Here is a 16,484-nt window from a genome sequence, read left to right on the forward strand (position 1 = left end):
CTCTCCCTGTCGACGAGGACTCACTGCTGATACACCGCTGCTGCTCAGGAGGTTCCGCTTGCCAGTGCCACCGCACGAGCCCTATCGACGCCTTCGAGGCGGAAGGTGACGCCGCTGTGCTCCCAGACCAGGGTGGGCCCGGCAATGCGTACGACGCGTTTGTCGACCAGCACCAGGTCGTGCGGCGTGCTGAACCAGAAGGCGTTGATGTCGGAGATGTAGTCGCCCGTGCCGTAGTACTGCTTGATGTACATCGGCTCGATACCGGACTGGAACTGCTCCAGCCGGATGCCGCTCCAGCTCGTCGCAATGAACCCCTTGGACGCCTCCACACCGGTCGGCGCACCCAGCTCCTTCGGAAGCTTCGGAGTGAAGCCGGCTGTTTGCGCAGCCTGCTCCAACGACAGGTGGCCGGCGACAGTTGGCACAGGTGGCGCGGTACTCGGACCGCTGCCGACGGGTTGCGCCTGGACTCCACCGATTCGCAGCCACTCCGCAACTGTCGCCCGTACCGGTGGGGTCAGTGCGAGGCCAGCCAGCAGTACCAGGAAGCCGGCGAGGAATGCCCGCCACCTGTCCCTCAGACGCTTCCGCAGTGGGATGTCAGCAACGCGTGTGAGCACTGCGGCGGTCAGGGCGTCGTCCACCGGAGGTACGACGGCAGACCGCCCGACGGCGCGCAGTTCGTCTTCGAGGCTCATCGCTGCACCTCCTTGTCCGGTAGGGCGTCGCGGAGTCTTCCCAGTGCACGGTGCAGGCGCGACTTGACCGTCCCGCGCGGCCAGCCGAGCACTACGGCGGTCTCTTGCTCATCCAGATCCAGCAGGTAGCGGCAGGTCACCACGAGCCGCATCGGCTCCGGCAGCTCACGTACGGCGGCCAGCAGCTCAGTCCGCCGCTCCAGCGAGACAGCTGCGTCAGCCGGATCCAGTACGACGTCCAGCGGTGCAGCCAGCTCCTCACGCCGCGTCCGGCGTCCCCGCGCCCGTACGACGTTCCGCGTCTCGTTGGCGACGATCCGCAAAAGCCACGGCCGGAACGCCGCCCCGTCCCGAAACCCACTCAGCGCCCGATACGCCTTGACGAACGCCTCCTGCACCACGTCGTCCGCGTCAGCGCCCGCCCCCACCAACACCGCCGTACGCTTCGCGATCCGGGCATGCCGATCCACCAACTCGCCGTACGCGGCCGACTCACCGCGCCGCACCCGAGCCAAGATCTCAGCTTCGTCGCTCTGGCTGATCCACGCCTCCTGTCAACTTCCAGTCATTGTCACTACACCGCCAAGGATTGTCGGGTTCCCTGTATAAGGTCGGAATCGTGCCTGAAGTCGATGCGAGCTTCCTCGCCCTCCCCCGTCATCAGCTGGCCGCCGCCGCGCTGCAGCGCGCCCGTGACCTCGGCGCGACCTTCGCCGAGTTCCGGTTGGAGCGGATCCGATCCGAGTCGATCTCCCTGCGCGACAGTGTGCTGGAGAGTGCGAAGGACGACGAAGACCTCGGCCTCGCGGTCCGCGTCATCCACGACGGCACCTGGGGTTTCGCCGCCGGCGTGGCCCTCACCGAGGACGAGGCGGTCCGCGTCGCCGAGCAGGCCGTCAACATGGCGCAGGTGTCCCGCCCGATCAACGCCGAGACGATCGAGCTCGCCGACGAGCCCGTGTACGACGACGTCACCTGGACCTCGTCGTACGAGATCGACCCGTTCACCGTCTCCCGGGCCGACAAGGTCGCGCTGCTCACCGACTACAGCGACCGTCTCCTCAAGGCTGACGGTGTCGCCCACGTCAGCGTCCACGTCGCCACGATCCACGAGTGCAAGTACTACGCGAACACCGCGGGTACGTCGTACACCCAGCAACGGGTCCGGATCGGTCCGAACATCACCGCCCACGCGGTCGCAGAGGATCGCTTCGACTCGATGTCGACCTGCGCCCCACCGGCCGGCCGCGGCTGGGAGTACATGACCGGCACCGGGTGGAACTGGGACGACGAGCTCGCCCAGATCCCCGGCTGGCTGGCCGAGAAGATGGCCGCGCCGACCGTCGAGGCCGGCGTCTACGACCTCGTCATCGACCCGACGAACCTCTGGCTGACCATCCACGAGTCGATCGGCCACGCCACCGAGCTGGACCGCGCCCTCGGCTACGAGGCGAACTACGCCGGCACCAGCTTCGCCACGACCGACAAGCTCGGCACGCTGAAGTACGGCTCGCCCGTCATGCACGTCACCGGCGATCGCACCGCCGAGCACGGCCTGTCCACCGTCGGGTACGACGACGAGGGCGTCGCCGGCCAGCAGTGGGACCTGGTCAAGGACGGCATCCTGGTCGGCTACCAGGTCGACCGCCGGATGGCGAAGAAGAACGAGGACCTGCTCGGCACCCCGCGCTCCAACGGCTGCGCGTACGCCGACTCGTCCGGCCACATCCCGATCCAGCGAATGGCCAACGTCTCGCTCCAGCCCGCGCCGGACGGTCCGTCCACCGAGGAACTGATCAGCCAGGTGAAGAACGGGATCTACATCGTCGGCGACAAGTCCTGGTCGATCGACATGCAGCGGTACAACTTCCAGTTCACCGGTCAGCGGTTCTACAAGATCACCGACGGCAAGCTCGACGGTCAGCTCCGCGACGTCGCGTACCAGGCGACGACCACCGACTTCTGGGGCTCGATGGAGGCGGTCGGCGGCCCGCAGACGTACCTCCTGGGCGGCGCGCTGAACTGCGGGAAGGCCGAGCCCTCGCAGTCCGGCGCGGTCACGCACGGCTGCCCGTCCGCGCTGTTCCGCAGCGTCCGCATTCTCAACACCACGCAGGAGGCCGGCCGGTGAACGGGATTCAGCTCACCCCGCAGGACACGATCGAGCGGGGTTTGGCCCTGGCCGCGGCCGAGGGGGCCGACGGCTGCGTCGTACTCGTCGCCGAGACCTCCAGCACCAACCTGCGCTGGGCAAACAACACCCTGACCACGAACGGCGCGATGCGCGGCTCGAGCGTGACTGTGATCGCCACGGTCGGCTCCGGCGAGGGTACGGCGGCCGGCGTCATCGGCCGCTCGTCCGTCACCGAGGACTCGCTGCGCGAGATCGTGTCCGCCGCGATCGCGACCGCCCGCGCCGCCGGACCGGCCGAGGACGCGCGACCGCTCGTGGACGGCACGGTGAGCGACGACTGGGCCCTCGAACCGGAGGAGACCACGGTCGGCGTGTACGAGAAGTTCGCGCCGTCGCTCGGCGAGTCGTTGAAGCGCGCCGAACTCGAGCGGCGCCGGCTGTACGGCTTCGCGAACCACGAGGTCGTCACGCTGTACGTCGGTTCGTCGACCGGACTGCGGCTGCGCCAGGCGCTCCCCCGCGGCTACGTCTCCTCGACCGGCAAGAACGCCGACCTCAGCCACTCGGCCTGGGTCGGCACCGCGACCCGCGACTTCACCGACGTCGACCCGCTCGCGCTCGACGCCGAACTCACGCGCCGCCTCGGCTGGGCGAAGCGGACGGTCTCGGCCGACGCGGGCCGGCACCCGACGATCCTGCCGCCGGCCGCGGTCGCGGACCTGATGACGTACCTGTTCTGGCAGCTCGACGGCCGGGACGCGTTCGAGGGCCAGACGGTGTTCTCCAAGCCCGGCGGCGGCACCCGGATCGGTGACACCGTGTCGCCGCAGCCGGTCAACCTGCACTCCGACCCGGCGCTCGCCGGTCTGGAGGCGTTCGCGTTCGCGGTGGCCCGTTCGTCGGGTGGATCGTCGAGCGTGTTCGACAACGGGCTGACGCTGACGGCGACGGACTGGATCCGCGGCGGCAAGCTCGAGCACTTGATGACAAGCCGTCGTACGGCGGAACTGATCGGCGTACCGACGGCCACGCCGGACATCGAGAACTACGTGCTGTCCGTCGACGGCGGAGCCGGTTCGACCGACGACCTGGTCGCCGGTCTCGACAGCGGTCTGCTGGTGACCTGCCTCTGGTACATCCGGATGGTCGACCCGCAGACGCTGCTGCTCACCGGTCTGACCCGCGACGGTGTCTACCTGGTCGAGAACGGCGAGGTGACCGGTGCTGTGAACAACTTCCGGTTCAACGAGAGCCCGGTCGACCTGCTCTCCCGGTTCACCACGGCCGGCGCCACAGTCCCGTCGTACTCCCGGGAATGGGGCGACTTCTTCTCCCGGACCGCGACGCCGCCGCTGCTGGTGCCCGACTTCAACATGTCCAGCGTCAGCCAGGCCAGCTGAAACAGCAGCACGCCCCGCGAAAACTCGCGGGGCGTGCTTGCGGTCTGAACTCGGATCAGACGGTCGGGTAACCCGGCTCCGCCGGTCCGGCCGGTCCGCCGAAGCCCTGGCCACGCTCGGCCGCCTTCGGGTCCGGACCGTACTGGTTGTCACCGGCTACGCCCTCGCCGGCCGCCAGCACGATGAACCAGATCCAGCCGATGCAGGGGATCAGGTTGATCAGGATCCACCAGCCGCTGCGGTTCGTGTCGTGCATGCGCCGGATGGCCACGCCGATCGTCGGCAGCAGGACCGCCAGGCTGTAGAGCGACGACAGCCAGCCGCCCGAGTTGCCCGAGCCGTAGTCCAGTCCGAGGATCTTGTCCAGGATGGACAGGATGATCGAAACGATCACGCTGAAGAGCACGAACATCCAGTACTCTTTGCGGCGGGCCCGGCCGTCGAACACGGCGTACTTCTTCAGAACGTCGATGTACCACTGCATTGCTGTATCTCCGATGGTCGAAGGTGAGACGCGGACCGAGCCTGTCGGAACCGGTCGGGTTCGTCAATGCAACTTTTCGCTTTGGTGACCACACCGCAATCTGGCACGCCGGTACCGCGGTCAACTTGACCAGTTCGGAACCGGAACACCTAGAGCCGGCTTCAGCTTTCCGGCTGGAGTTTCTGGGGTTTCTGGGGCTTCGTCATCGTGACGCGCAGCATCCGGCGTTGACCTTCGTCGTAAGGCGTTGCGTCGTCGAGCTGCCAGTTCTCGCCGAGCTCGGCCACCAGCGACTCGGCGAAGAACCGCCCGACGAAGCCGTCGTTCATCGACAGTCCGTTGTCCAGCTGCTTCCAGTGCTGCGAACACGGGTCAGCTGTCGACCACACGGCGTACACGAAAAGCCCGCCAGGACGCAGAACCCGGTGCGTCTCGGCGACGAGTGATCGCAGCTCGGACGGCGAGAACGCCATGTTCAGCAGGAGATTCGCGAACACCGCGTTGACCGTCGCATCGGCCGGCGGCAGCGGATCCCGTACGTCGTGCAGCGCCGCCGTCACGCGGTCGTCGAGCCCCTCCCGCTGCGCCTCGTGCCGCAACTGGTCGAGCGCCGCCTCGCTGAAGTCGGTGGCGTGCACGCTGAATCCCTGCCTGGCCAGGAAAAGCGCGTCCCGCCCGTGCCCGGAGCCGAGCTCCAGCACGTCATCGATGCCCGCGGCACCGAACGCCTCGGCGGCCCGGTGCGCCGCGGCCGATGGCTCCGACCCGTGCAACTGCGGGTGCCGCGCGTACGCCGACTCCCACCGTTCCTGCTGAGCCCTCGCGAGCTCGACATGCCCAGTATTCATGTTGCTCCCCGTGTTCGTCACACCGATCTGGACGATCGACAGACCGCAGCAGCCTACGTCACAACTTTGAGTAGACGTACTCAAGCGGCAAGCCGTTCCAGCTCGGGACAGTGGTATCGACCTTCAGGAGGACTCGATGCCCACCGCCACGATCACCTGCCCGACGTGCCGCACCTCGCTCCAACTCAGCGTTCTCCCCACGCCTTATCCACAGCCTTACCCACAACCCCTGTCCCCCGTATACACAACACCTCCTGCTCCTCTCATGCAGCCCGCTCCTCCTCCTGCTTCGGTGCCGCTCGCTGCCTCCACCCGTCCGCCGTCGGGCACGCGACCGCCCTACCAGTCCCGCTTCGGCGCACCCCACCCCCTCCCGCAACCGCCCAGCAAGCCCTCGCGGATCCGCCGCCTGAGCCCCCAGGCCACCCTCCTGGCCCTCGGCGTACTCCTCCTCCTGGCAGCGGGCGTCACCTTCCTAGCCGTCAACTGGGACAGCCTCCCCGTCCCCGCCCAGGCCGGCATCATCGCCACCCTCGCCGCTCTCGCACTGGCCGGTTCAGTCCCGGCATCCCGCCGTACCCTCGCCGGCACCGCCGAAGCCCTCGCCATCCTCGGCTCCGGCCTCCTCACCGTCGACCTGTACGGAGCCCGCGCCCTCGGCCTGATCCCACCCATCGACGGCTTCACCTACAGCGCGATCGTCTTCGGCTCCCTCGCCGTACTCACCCTGCTGATGACCCGCCTCGCCCCGAAGGTTGTCACCTACGGTGTCACGACCGTCATCGCCGGTCAGCTCCCACTTCCGCTGATTCTGATCGACCGCACGAGCCTCCCGATCATCCTCGCCGCCCTCCTGGCTCAGGTCGTACTCACGCTCATCCTGACCGCCAAGGGCACCCCGATCGTCCGCCGTACTGGAGCCATCACCGCAGCCGTCGTCCTCGGCGGCATCCTCGTCACCGGCATGACCCGCACCCTCGTCGGCTTCATTGACACGTACGGCGTGAACCCGCCGACCCAGTTTCTGAAAACGGTCGCGACCGCTGCCGTCGTGTGTCTCGCGGCCGCAACAGGCATCGCGATCCTGCGCAAGCGTCCGCTGCCCACCGCGATCCCGTCCGGCCTCGGCGAGGCCGTCTGCGCCGCAGCCGCAGCCTTCGCCGTCGCCACCACGCTCCCCACCGCAGGCCGCTGGCTGACCACAGCTCTCGCCACAGCGCTGGTCATCACCGAGCTGATCGTTGCCCGCCGTACCGGCAAACTCGCCCTCATCCTGCACACCGCGACCATCACCGTCGCCGTCATGGATATCGCGATCTGCCTGGCGCTGGACGACATCCGCCAACTCGGCTACCTCGCCGTGATCGTGGCCGTACTGTCCGTCCTGGCCGCCCTTCGCAAGGTCATCGACCCAGTCGCGGCCGCCGCCGTAGCCAGCCTCGGCGCGCAGCTCGCGATCATCCTCTTCACCGCGGACATGTACATCGACCGCTGGCCCGCGGCGATCACGCTCGCCGTCGTCGGCGCCGCCGGCACCTCGATCGCCTGCCGCCACATCGGCCGTCCACTGGAACGAACCCTGATCACCACCGCCACCTGCGCCGCCGCCCTGGCCGAGATCACCGCGATCCTGATCTCCGCAGACACCGCCACCGACGTGGTCCTCACCATCACCGCCGCCCCACTAGTTGCCTACGGCATGCACCCGGCGCGCCGACCGGCCCTGCTGATCGCTGCCCTCTTCCTCATCATTGCCAACACCACCTTCGTACTGGGCGCCGGCACCACCACCCTCGAGTGGTACACCGTCCCACCCGCCATCATCCTGCTCGCCGTCGGAACCCTTGCCTGGCGCAACAAACCCAGCTGGCTCTTCCTCGGCCCCGGCCTCCTGATCGGCCTGGCCCCCTCCACCCTCATCGCCAACACCGACGACAGCTGGCTCCGCGTCACCCTGGTAGTAGCCGCCGCCCTCCTGATCCTCCTCATCGGCACCCGCCTCTCCCTCCAGTCCCCCTTCCTCATCGGCGCCGCAGCACTGGCCAAAATAGGAATCTGGCAATTCCTCGAAGTAGCCCCCTTGATCCCCCGCTGGATCACCCTCGCCACCGCCGGCGCAATCCTCCTCACCACCGGCGCCACCTACGAACGCCGCCTAACCCAAACCAAACAAGCCGCCCGCTGGGTCGCCTCCTTGCGCTGAATCAATTGCTTGCTAGGACGCGCTGACAATCGCCCCCACCAAAGCTGCGAACCGCATACTGGAATTGCTGTCTAGCTGCGTTGGGGGACGCATGTCCGACCACTTGATCCAAGGACCGACCGAAGCCTCCTACCTGGTCCCTGTCTTCGAGTCCCTCAGGCGGTACGACGGCCTCACCGCCAAACGCCTCGCGACGCGAGCCGCGCAACCTCTCGTCCGGCTCCCCATCGTCCAGAACCAAGCAGTCCAAACCGGCCACAAACCCGCCGACGCAGCACTCGAGGTCATCACCGAGCAGATCCAGGAACTGGACACTCCGGCCGACCGCATCATTGCCGACGCGATCCTCAAACTCGGGATCTATCTCAAGACCTACAAGTCCCACGACGTGCCCAAACGAGCTGTCCACCAACTCGGATCCGGCGGGCTCACTGCCCGTCGGCTGGCTCTTGTCCAGCACTGGCGTGCTCTGCATCAGGCCATCGGCGAGCAACCGCTCTCAGATCCGCCCGGCGAGCACACCTTGCGGTCGCGGATGGAGAATGAGGTCTTCGAGAAGCTCGCCTCTCTGCTGGTGAATCCTAGGCCGATCATCGAGGTCTCAGAGCCCGGAGAACCGATTCCGACCTCAACCGCGCAAACTGTCGACGCCGCCGCCACCGGAAAGGTCATCGTCGTCGGCGGAGCCGCCATCGACCACATCTGGCGGCTCGGCTCGACCCCTGAGGCCGGAACCTCTGCGATGGCGATGAGCTATACCCGCACTCTTGGGGGCAAGGGGCTCAGTCAAGCAGTTGCTGCCGCCCACTTGGACCTCGACGTGTCCCTGATCGCCGCCATTGCGAGCGACGACGACGGCAAGGAGATCGAATCCCACCTGGTACGCGAAGGTGTCGACGTCTCGCTGCTTAAGCACATCGACAGGCCCACCGTCCGAACGCCGACCACGGGCATTTTCGAACTCCCCGCCGGGAACAGCTCGGCCGCAGTCTGGCGCGACGGCGTCGAGCTGGACATACCGACCATCGACCAGCACGCGACGACTCTCGCCTCATGTGACGTCCTACTGCTGACCTTCGAGCTCCCGCAATCGGTCCTCCGGCACACCCTCGACCTGGTCACCACCGGAGCGGACCGTCCGGTCGTGATCGTCACGCCAGGCCAGCCGTACGCCGACGGTCAGCTCCTGATCCCCCTCCTGAAACACGTCGATTACCTGGTCGCGCACATGTGGGAGCTGGAGGGTTTCGCATTCTCCGTCGAAGCGAAGTTCGACCCTCAGCTCCTCAGCGACGGCCTGCTCAGCCTCGGCCTCAGATCCCTCTGCCTCCTCGGCGACACCGGCGGTGGGAGCATCTACGAACGCGGCAAGTCGCCCGAGCAGATCCCTGTTCCGCCCTCGGTTCTGAAGGAATCCGCCATCACCCGAGACTCCTTCTGCGCCGCCCTCGCCGCCCGCCTCATCGAAGACCGCACCCTGACCAGCGACACGATCCGCTGGGCCGCCGCCGCGATGGCCAGCTTCACCGAGACCTACCACCAGACCCCCACCCACCCCCGCCGAGCCACAGTCGACGAAAAATACCGCCGCCAGTTCGCCCCACCGGATATGTCCTGACTTGCCAACTGGCAGAGCGCTCCGGCAGATTGGCAAACCAATGACCGCTGGCTGCCGATCAGCGCGGGCCTCAGTGCCAAATGCGGCCCCAAAACTGCCACTCGACATCTCGACTGCACAACCGATCCTTTAAAGAAAGACGCCAAAAGCGTCTTCAGCGGAGTCGACAGGACCCAATCCGGAGTTCGCCGAACCCGCGAGGTCAAGGATCGAGGGACACACACCATGGCCGGTAATCAGGTACTCGCAATGCTGCTGATCTTCTGCGTCTTCCTCACTGCAGCGAAGCATTGGAAGAAGGTCCTCGCCGTCTTGGCCGCCGCAGCAATGACAGCCATCTGCGTCGGCGTCATCACCGTGGTTGGCGCCGTCCACGGTGATGTCGAGGCTCCTGCACCGGTAACGGAGCCCAATACAACCCAGCCACGCTGAGAATCTCAGCCAACAACCCCGTGGCCGGACATCACATCGGTCAGCCGGTCACGGGGACCACTAGGCACCAGACAGGTGAAGCTCGATGACGAATGACAACGACCAGCAGCCGGCCAAGGCGCTGCTTCTCGTGAGCGTGCTCGAAAAACTCCGCACCCGTGATGGCCTGACCATCGACCGCCTGCACGCCGGACGATTCGGTCCGACGCTCCCTTTGCTCGACCTCGCGGCCACGCGCTGCGCCGATATCCGCGACACCGACATCGCACGGGCTGCTTTCGATCTGGTCCTCACAACGGTTCGTGAGCGCTTGCACGGAACACAACAGATCGTGGCCGACGCGATCCTCGCTCTCGGCGTTCACAAGAGCACGTACGCCGCCGTCGGTCTTGATGAGCGAATCATTGGATCGCTGTATCACACCTCGCTCGGTCGCCGGCGCGAGGTTCTCCTGAACAATTGGCACTACCTGCATGGCGCCCTCGGTCTCACGACATCCGAGGCCCCAGCCGACCGCGCCCTTCGCGGCACCACCGAGCCTGCGGTACTGCGCGAACTGGTCAACCAACTGGTCCACCCGGACGGCTACTCGGCCGGAGCGAGACCTGTCACGACACGTGAGCTGACAGCGGCTGATGACGCGGCGCGCTCTGGCAGGGTGATCGTCGTCGGCGGCGCAGTCATGGATGCGACGTTCCGCATCAAGTCGCTGCCTGACTCGGAAACGTCGACCGAGGCATACGACTTCGACCTTTCCCCAGGTGGCAAAGGCCTCATGCAAGCAATCGCCGCCGCCCGCTTGGGTCTCGAGACTTCGCTGATCGCAGCGGTACCCGACGACCGCTTCGGCGAGGACATCCTTGAACAACTCGAGTCGGAGGGCGTCGACACGTCCCTGATCAAGCATGTTGAGGACGCGAGCACTCCGTTCACCGGTGTGCTGGAGAAGGAGCTCGGCGACAGCATCGCCGTCAACTGGCGAAATCAGCGTGAGGTGTTCCTCGCCCCGCGTGACATCGATGATCGAGCCCGCGAACTAGTCGGGTGCGACGTGCTCATGGCCACCTTCGAGGTGCCTCGCGAGACTTTGCAGCGAACGCTGGCAATCGCGCACCGTGAACCTGGCAACCGCCCGTTGGTGGTCGTCACCCCTGGCCAGCCGTACACCGACGAACGCATCAGCCACGAGACGCTCGCACAGATCGACTACCTCGTAGCGCACCCATGGGAACTCGGACAATTCGCGTCAGCAGGCGAAGTCCCGTTCAGCCCCGATCCGATTGCTCGGAAGCTTGTCGCGTTCGGCGTGGAAACGCTGTGCCTCCTGGTGAACGGCGGCTGCACGATCTACTCGCATCTGACCGAAGAGGCGACACAGGTGCAGGCCTTTCCGACGATGTACAAGGAGACGTCAGTCGCGAGGGACGCCTTCTGCGCATCGCTCACAGCCAAGTTGATCGAGAACGACCGCAAATTCTCGGATGAGGTCGCGATCTGGGCATCGGCAGCCATGTCGTGCGCCGCCTCGGGCTTCCGCTCCTCTGACTCGATGCCCGACCGCAAACGCATCGAGAGGTTGCTGACCCGCTCCACGCGCCACCAGCACAACCCTGCTACGGCCTGAGCCGTCTCACCGACGGAGGCGGCGCTGACCTTCCGGCGGGATGGTCTCAGTCGTGCCATCCAGGCGACAGCAGAAGATCCATGAGTCCAGCAGCGGCACTCGACTCTGCTCGAATCGATTAGCCGGATTGGCTCTACGCAAGTCCGACAGGTTTGCCCCTCCGAAACGGAGCCGAAGCTGCCGCGGACTCGCGTACATGCCGTCGACGTAGAGGTACGGCCTTGCCTGGACGGACATCCATCGCTGCCAGTTGGCCGCGCGATAGCTAGCGCCGCCGAACCCCAGGTTCGGATCGACCGCGGTCGTCATCACGCTCGCGTCCTTGACCGCGCGCAGGGCCTGCCGGACCTTCGCAAGCAGAAACGAAATCGCGTTCGTCGGGGCCACGGCGAAGGAGTAGACACGCGACACCTCCCACGCCGAGTCGGGCGGGACATCGAACTGTGTACGAAGCTGGCGGGCGACGCGGGCCCACTCCAGCAGGGACACACTGCACAACGTCACGGGCCGCCGATGCACCGGGTCCACGAGCGCGAAGTTCAACGAGCCCGAGCGCGCGCTGCGCAGGTAGTGGAGACGACTGAAAATCTGATCCGCGACGCCGCGTCCTAGCTCCACGAAGTGCAGGTCAGCGAGCGGAATCTCATCGTTGGGAACGAGGTGCGCGATCGCCTGATGATCAGTCTGCAGCCTATTCGCGTTAAGTCTGAGCTCGGCGATCACGTCGCTGCGCCGAATGGCCCCGCCCGGCCCAGCCAGTCGTGGCAGGTGCAGCAGCGTCCGGACACTGAGCGTCCGTTTTGGAACGTCTCGCAGTCCTGCTACGCCCTCGACCAGCTCAGCAAATGCGGGCCGGGTCGAGCGGCACTCGGCCAGCGTCAAGAACTGACGCGAGCGGCGTGGCCCCGAAGACACCGTCCCAACATGGCACATCGCCGGAATTGCCTCGGGCGCCTGGCCAGGCTTGGACAACCTCACTGTGCCTCCCAGCCGACCGTCCGCGATCAGCTTCAGCTCAGTCTAGTCGGCCGCACTCACGGCGACCGGGACCAACCCGAGCTCCGCTCAACTGTTCGGGATCAGAGGGCGAGCCGTTGCTGCGTGGAGTGACGGATATCCGCATCAAGACGCTCGTACCGGTGCCAGACCGGGTCGTGACGAAGGTCGTTGAAACGCATCCGACTGCCGGCTCTGTATTCAATCGATTGGTTGACCAGAGTCTTGTAAGGCTCACAGACCAGGTCCCGGTCGCTGAGGTCGTCGAATTGATCGCAGGTCAGATCGATGACAAGGCGCCTGCCCGACCGTGTGCCGCCGATCTCGATCCAGCAGTGGAGGACATCGCTCCCCGAGTCTCTTCCCTCAAACACGACATAGCCAACACAGTAGGTGGCACGGAAACGCCGTAACCAACTGAGCCTCGGAAGCAGCCACGCAGAACTCACGCCGCATTGGCCCTTTGACGCGGGCTGATCAGTTAGCTGCATTGCGTCAGTTCCAGGATAAACTGTTTCCGGCGACCACGCCTCAAGAAGAACACTTCGATGCCTGCGCAATTGCTCGACAAACCGCCGACGAAATACCGGGGGGGTCGACAGTCGGTCGCCGACTAGAGTCGTCTGCCGCGCCGGCACTATTCCTTCCGCAGGCGCGAGCTGAGTGTCCGGCTGCGGAGGCATGGCGGCACGGCTCGCGGCATCCATTTCCGGCAGAAGGCCCCTGACTGCGTCCATGCCGGGGACGCCATGATCGTCGAGCATGTCCCCGTTGACTCCATCTGACCGATCAATGCTGTCGACAGCCGAGCCTAGAGGACAATGAGTAGCGACGCCAACACCGACCGTATCTGACTGACGAACCTGAGCGCCGAGATCGGTCGATGCACTTAGATTGCTGACGAAGAGTGACGGCCAACCTGAGTGTTGTGACGGATAGTGCTCAACCGTAGGTGCGGACATCTCACGCATCACCTGCACGGAGCAAATGCATGAGGCGTTTTACCGGTTCGGCTAGGTCCTTCGCAAGGCGCCGCACCACTCCCCGCAGGGATCTGTTCGGTCAGGGGGTTGCGGGCACGATCGGTTGCGCCTCGTGCAGAGGGTTCGGCATGACACCGGCCTCGGGGATCGTAGGTCTCGTATCCAGGTCCGTATAACCGAGAGCGAGTCGATATCCATTCAAGGGATATCGCCGGAAATTCTTCCCCGAGAATGCTGTTTCAGACAATCGCGCAGCAAGTTCCGGATGAGCGGAAACATAACGGTCTATTTCCCCCCGAACCAATCCCCAGAATTCTTTCTCGGGGATGAGAGGCTCTGCGGTAAGCGGATTTAGAACGCCCAATAGCAACGCGTCGACGATGTACTGCCGAAGAACCTTCCAGGGCTTTCTCGGTAGGACTCGTGCGTGCGAATCGGGTTCGCCTCCCCGGGCCGGTATGAAGTCGGTCGATACGTTGATGTCGTCGACGAGGTCTTTGATGACGAGGCGGCTGGGCAGCCCTGAAGGGTCGCAGATGACGGCCAGGTTTTCACCGTGTGGGTTGACGGTGATGCCGTAGTGGTGGAGGAGGTGGAGCAAGGGCCGAAGGAGGGTAGAGAGGAGGCGGCTCAGCCAGGTCTGGGGATCGGTTCCGGATCGGATAATCAGTTCCTGGGCTAGTCCGGGATGTAAGACGGCGGCCAGCGGCCAGACGGTTTCGTCAGGGCGGAGGCGGGGGTCGATGGGGTCTCGCCAGATGACGCCGAGGGTTTCGGTCCATTGGTAGGGGATGCCCGGGGCGGACAGTTGCGGGTGCGGGACGGTGACGGAGGCGACTTCGCCGAGGAGTTCGGTGCCTAGGGTGCGGAAGGTTTCGTCGCGGGACCAGAGGCCTCGGAGCCATTGGGTGATCATGGGGGCGGCGAGGGTGCAGTGGGGCGGGATGCCTCTGTAGACGGAGGTGTTGAGGATTTTCAGGGGGAGCTTTACCTGATAGCGCGCCGGGTTGGAGATGTTGACCATGGTGCGGATGGATTGGGTGGGCAGGTAGTCGTCCGGCCCCTCCCCCAGGATGACGATTTCGCCGGTGGCTAGTTCGCGGGCCCATTGGGTGCGGATGACGTGGTCCAGTTGCCAGGGGTGGCATGGGAGCCAGACGTAGGTGTCGGGGTCGTCCAGCTCGGCGCGGAAGGCTTCGATGACCGATGGGTCCAGTTCGCGTTCCAGCACCGCGTGCTCCGACAGGTCCGGCGTACCGCGGAATTCGGCCAGGCCTCGGCGTACGGCGAGCCAGGTCAGGCGCACCGGAGTACGGGCTTCGGGGGCGTAGCGCTCGCTGTCGGAAGCGGAGAAGCCCAGGCGGCCCTTGTTGGCAACCAGGAGCGGGTGGCCGGTCAGGTGGCCTTCTAGGCGGCTGTGGTGGAGGTCGAGCAGCTCGCCCACAGGCAGAGCAGTCGACGCCATGCGTACGTCGGCTGCCAGTGTGCTTGTTAGTTCGGCTAGGTAGCCGGCGATGGTCGAGCCGTCGAGGTCCAGTACGTCGGCTGCTTCGACGAAGAACCGGATCGGGTCGGTGGCGAGCTCGCTCTCGTCGTTGCCGAGGATTCCGGCCGTGGTACGACGGATTGACGCCGGATCGACTCGCCAACTGCCGAAGCCACCACGGGTTGCTTCAAACGTGTACGACACCGGACCGAGGTCCAACCGGTTGTCGACGGGCTCCAGTAGACCCTCGGTGCAGAACTGGGAGATCAGCTTCGCCAAAAGCTGCGAAGAGCACGACGTCCAGAGGTCACTCATCCGGGGATCGCAAACGTCGTGAAGGCGGTCGACTTGGGCAGCCGGAACACCTCGCGGCCGGCGATGCTGTTCAGGATGCCGGCGTTCCGGATCGCGCCGATGCCTAAGTCCGGGGCCGCTACGCCGTGGGAGTGCAGGTCCGCGTTGGCCACGAAAAGGCGGCCGGCCAGAGCATCAGAAGTTGCCAAGCTGTGGTCGCGGTTGATCACCCAGCGGCCAGCGGCGTCGTGCTCGATCTGCGACTGCAGCGACTCCATGAAGGGCAAGGGGCGGTTGCGGTAGCCGGTGGCGGCTACTACTGCGCCCGTGCTGTGCTGGAAGGTCTTGCCGCTGTCGGCGTGCAGCATTGTCAGTTCAAGGCCGTCAGCGCGGGCGACCGCGGCCACGACGCCCACGCCGACCTGCAGCTCAGCGGGCAGAGCGCTCAGGTCGCGTGCGTAGAGAACGTCGTGGATGTCCTCCAGCGTCTCCGACGAGATGCCCTTGTAGTGGCGCCACTGGTCTTTCACCAGTCGGTCGCGCGCCGGCTCGTCCAGTCCATGGAAGTAGTCGACGTACGACGGTGTGGTCATCTCGAGCACGAGCTTCGAGTAGTCCAGCGGCGTGAACGCCGCCGTACGCGTCAGCCACGACACTGCTGGACCGTCAGAGCGGAGCAGGTCCAAAAAGCACTCAGCACCGGACTGGCCCGAGCCGACGACGGTCACGTGGCCCGAGCGGAGCAGGTCGTCCCGCCGGAACAGGTAGTCCGCAGAGTGGAGGAAACGCTCCTCAGGCAGCCCAGCCAGCGCAGCGGGCACAGACGGCTCTGTGCCGACGCCAACTACCAGGTGGCGCGCTTCGAAGGTCTCCACGGCGTCGCCGCGCTCCACGGTCAGCTCAAACGCAGAGCCGTTCCACACCGCGTCCCGCACGTGATGACCGAAGTGCAGCGAGTCCAGCTGCGCAGCACACCACCGCAGGTACGTCTCGTACTCACGCCGCGTCGGGTGAAACTTCTCCCGCACATAGAACTGATATAGCCGGTCACTGTCCTTCAAATACGACAGAAACGACAGGTGGTGCGCCGGCTCGACCAACGACACCAGGTCCGCCAGAAACGACACCTGCAGCATCGCGTCCTCGAACATCAGCCCTCGGTGCCACGTGAACTCAGGCCGGCTGTCCAGCACGGCGAGCTCCACATCCCTCACCTCGGAGGCCAGCGCGGCCAGGCCGAGGTTGAACGGCCCACAGCCGATCGCAATCACGTCGTACATC

The 16,484-nt window shown here is 65.7% G+C and carries 14 protein-coding genes; 6 read left to right on the forward strand and 8 right to left on the reverse strand.

The window, feature by feature from the left end:
- Positions 1-44 precede the first annotated feature (44 nt).
- Together EV650_RS09005 and EV650_RS09010 are read right to left on the reverse strand one after the other, a co-directional pair.
- The gene (locus EV650_RS09005) at positions 45-701 is read right to left on the reverse strand and encodes a hypothetical protein (protein ID WP_134117213.1); all 657 of its coding nucleotides are present in this window, start codon (positions 699-701) and stop codon (positions 45-47) included.
- Positions 698-1,207, reverse strand: coding sequence for an RNA polymerase sigma factor (locus EV650_RS09010; RefSeq protein WP_238174270.1), 510 nt, complete (start codon positions 1,205-1,207; stop codon positions 698-700). Before EV650_RS09010 ends, EV650_RS09005 begins: the two co-directional genes overlap by 4 nt.
- A 113-nt stretch (positions 1,208-1,320) precedes the next feature.
- On the opposite strand from EV650_RS09010, the gene EV650_RS09015 reads away from it, so the two are divergent.
- Positions 1,321-2,832: a TldD/PmbA family protein gene (locus EV650_RS09015; protein ID WP_238174092.1), complete on the forward strand. Its 1,512-nt coding sequence runs from the start codon at positions 1,321-1,323 to the stop codon at positions 2,830-2,832.
- Positions 2,829-4,235 (forward strand): metallopeptidase TldD-related protein, encoded by a 1,407-nt coding sequence (locus tag EV650_RS09020; protein ID WP_134117217.1) that lies wholly within the window; start codon positions 2,829-2,831, stop codon positions 4,233-4,235. Before EV650_RS09015 ends, EV650_RS09020 begins: the two co-directional genes overlap by 4 nt.
- A gap of 55 nt (positions 4,236-4,290) precedes the next feature.
- Here EV650_RS09020 and EV650_RS09025 read toward each other — a convergent pair whose 3' ends face one another.
- Both EV650_RS09025 and EV650_RS09030 read right to left on the reverse strand, forming a co-directional pair.
- Positions 4,291-4,719 (reverse strand): DUF805 domain-containing protein, encoded by a 429-nt coding sequence (locus tag EV650_RS09025; RefSeq protein WP_134117219.1) that lies wholly within the window; start codon positions 4,717-4,719, stop codon positions 4,291-4,293.
- Positions 4,720-4,880: 161 nt separating this feature from the next.
- Positions 4,881-5,567: a class I SAM-dependent methyltransferase gene (locus EV650_RS09030; protein WP_134117221.1), complete on the reverse strand. Its 687-nt coding sequence runs from the start codon at positions 5,565-5,567 to the stop codon at positions 4,881-4,883.
- 292 nt (positions 5,568-5,859) lie between these two features.
- Between EV650_RS09030 and EV650_RS09035 the strand changes: the two genes are divergently transcribed.
- From EV650_RS09035 to EV650_RS09050, 4 genes are all read left to right on the forward strand, one after another.
- Positions 5,860-7,770, forward strand: coding sequence for a DUF2157 domain-containing protein (locus EV650_RS09035; protein WP_238174093.1), 1,911 nt, complete (start codon positions 5,860-5,862; stop codon positions 7,768-7,770).
- Positions 7,771-7,861: 91 nt separating this feature from the next.
- Positions 7,862-9,388 (forward strand): PfkB family carbohydrate kinase, encoded by a 1,527-nt coding sequence (locus EV650_RS09040; RefSeq protein ID WP_134117223.1) that lies wholly within the window; start codon positions 7,862-7,864, stop codon positions 9,386-9,388.
- Between the two features lie 249 nt (positions 9,389-9,637).
- Positions 9,638-9,820, forward strand: a complete 183-nt coding sequence (locus EV650_RS09045; RefSeq protein ID WP_134117225.1) for a hypothetical protein — start codon at positions 9,638-9,640, stop codon at positions 9,818-9,820.
- An 85-nt stretch (positions 9,821-9,905) separates the two neighbouring features.
- Positions 9,906-11,444 carry a PfkB family carbohydrate kinase gene (locus tag EV650_RS09050; RefSeq protein ID WP_134117227.1) on the forward strand — a complete coding sequence of 513 codons (1,539 nt, stop codon included), beginning with the start codon at positions 9,906-9,908 and terminating at the stop codon, positions 11,442-11,444.
- A 6-nt stretch (positions 11,445-11,450) separates the two neighbouring features.
- On the opposite strand, the gene EV650_RS09055 is transcribed toward EV650_RS09050, so the two are convergent.
- The 4 genes from EV650_RS09055 to EV650_RS09070 form a co-directional block, all read right to left on the reverse strand.
- Complete coding sequence (locus tag EV650_RS09055; RefSeq protein ID WP_134117229.1) at positions 11,451-12,326, reverse strand: Mom family adenine methylcarbamoylation protein; 876 nt, start codon at positions 12,324-12,326, stop codon at positions 11,451-11,453.
- A 197-nt stretch (positions 12,327-12,523) separates the two neighbouring features.
- Complete coding sequence (locus EV650_RS09060; RefSeq protein ID WP_134117231.1) at positions 12,524-13,204, reverse strand: hypothetical protein; 681 nt, start codon at positions 13,202-13,204, stop codon at positions 12,524-12,526.
- Positions 13,205-13,502: 298 nt separating this feature from the next.
- Positions 13,503-15,224 (reverse strand): IucA/IucC family protein, encoded by a 1,722-nt coding sequence (locus EV650_RS09065; protein ID WP_134117233.1) that lies wholly within the window; start codon positions 15,222-15,224, stop codon positions 13,503-13,505.
- Complete coding sequence (locus EV650_RS09070) at positions 15,221-16,483, reverse strand: lysine N(6)-hydroxylase/L-ornithine N(5)-oxygenase family protein (protein ID WP_134117235.1); 1,263 nt, start codon at positions 16,481-16,483, stop codon at positions 15,221-15,223. The genes EV650_RS09065 and EV650_RS09070 overlap by 4 nt, the downstream gene beginning before the upstream one ends.
- Position 16,484: the final 1 nt, after the last annotated feature.

It is taken from the genome of Kribbella kalugense, from assembly GCF_004365875.1.
In the GTDB taxonomy this organism is placed as follows: domain Bacteria; phylum Actinomycetota; class Actinomycetes; order Propionibacteriales; family Kribbellaceae; genus Kribbella; species Kribbella kalugense.

What these genes read in the sequence shown, in the direction of transcription:
- EV650_RS09005 (WP_134117213.1), bottom strand. Translation starts at nt 701, where the DNA reads ATGAGCCTCGAAGACGAACTGCGCGCCGTCGGGCGGTCTGCCGTCGTA.
- EV650_RS09030 (WP_134117221.1), bottom strand. Translation starts at nt 5,567, where the DNA reads ATGAATACTGGGCATGTCGAGCTCGCGAGGGCTCAGCAGGAACGGTGG.
- EV650_RS09045 (WP_134117225.1), top strand. Translation starts at nt 9,638, where the DNA reads ATGCTGCTGATCTTCTGCGTCTTCCTCACTGCAGCGAAGCATTGGAAG.
- EV650_RS09050 (WP_134117227.1), top strand. Translation starts at nt 9,906, where the DNA reads ATGACGAATGACAACGACCAGCAGCCGGCCAAGGCGCTGCTTCTCGTG.
- EV650_RS09070 (WP_134117235.1), bottom strand. Translation starts at nt 16,483, where the DNA reads ATGTACGACGTGATTGCGATCGGCTGTGGGCCGTTCAACCTCGGCCTG.
- EV650_RS09025 (WP_134117219.1), bottom strand. Translation starts at nt 4,719, where the DNA reads ATGCAGTGGTACATCGACGTTCTGAAGAAGTACGCCGTGTTCGACGGC.
- EV650_RS09040 (WP_134117223.1), top strand. Translation starts at nt 7,862, where the DNA reads ATGTCCGACCACTTGATCCAAGGACCGACCGAAGCCTCCTACCTGGTC.
- EV650_RS09065 (WP_134117233.1), bottom strand. Translation starts at nt 15,224, where the DNA reads ATGAGTGACCTCTGGACGTCGTGCTCTTCGCAGCTTTTGGCGAAGCTG.
- EV650_RS09060 (WP_134117231.1), bottom strand. Translation starts at nt 13,204, where the DNA reads ATGCTCGACGATCATGGCGTCCCCGGCATGGACGCAGTCAGGGGCCTT.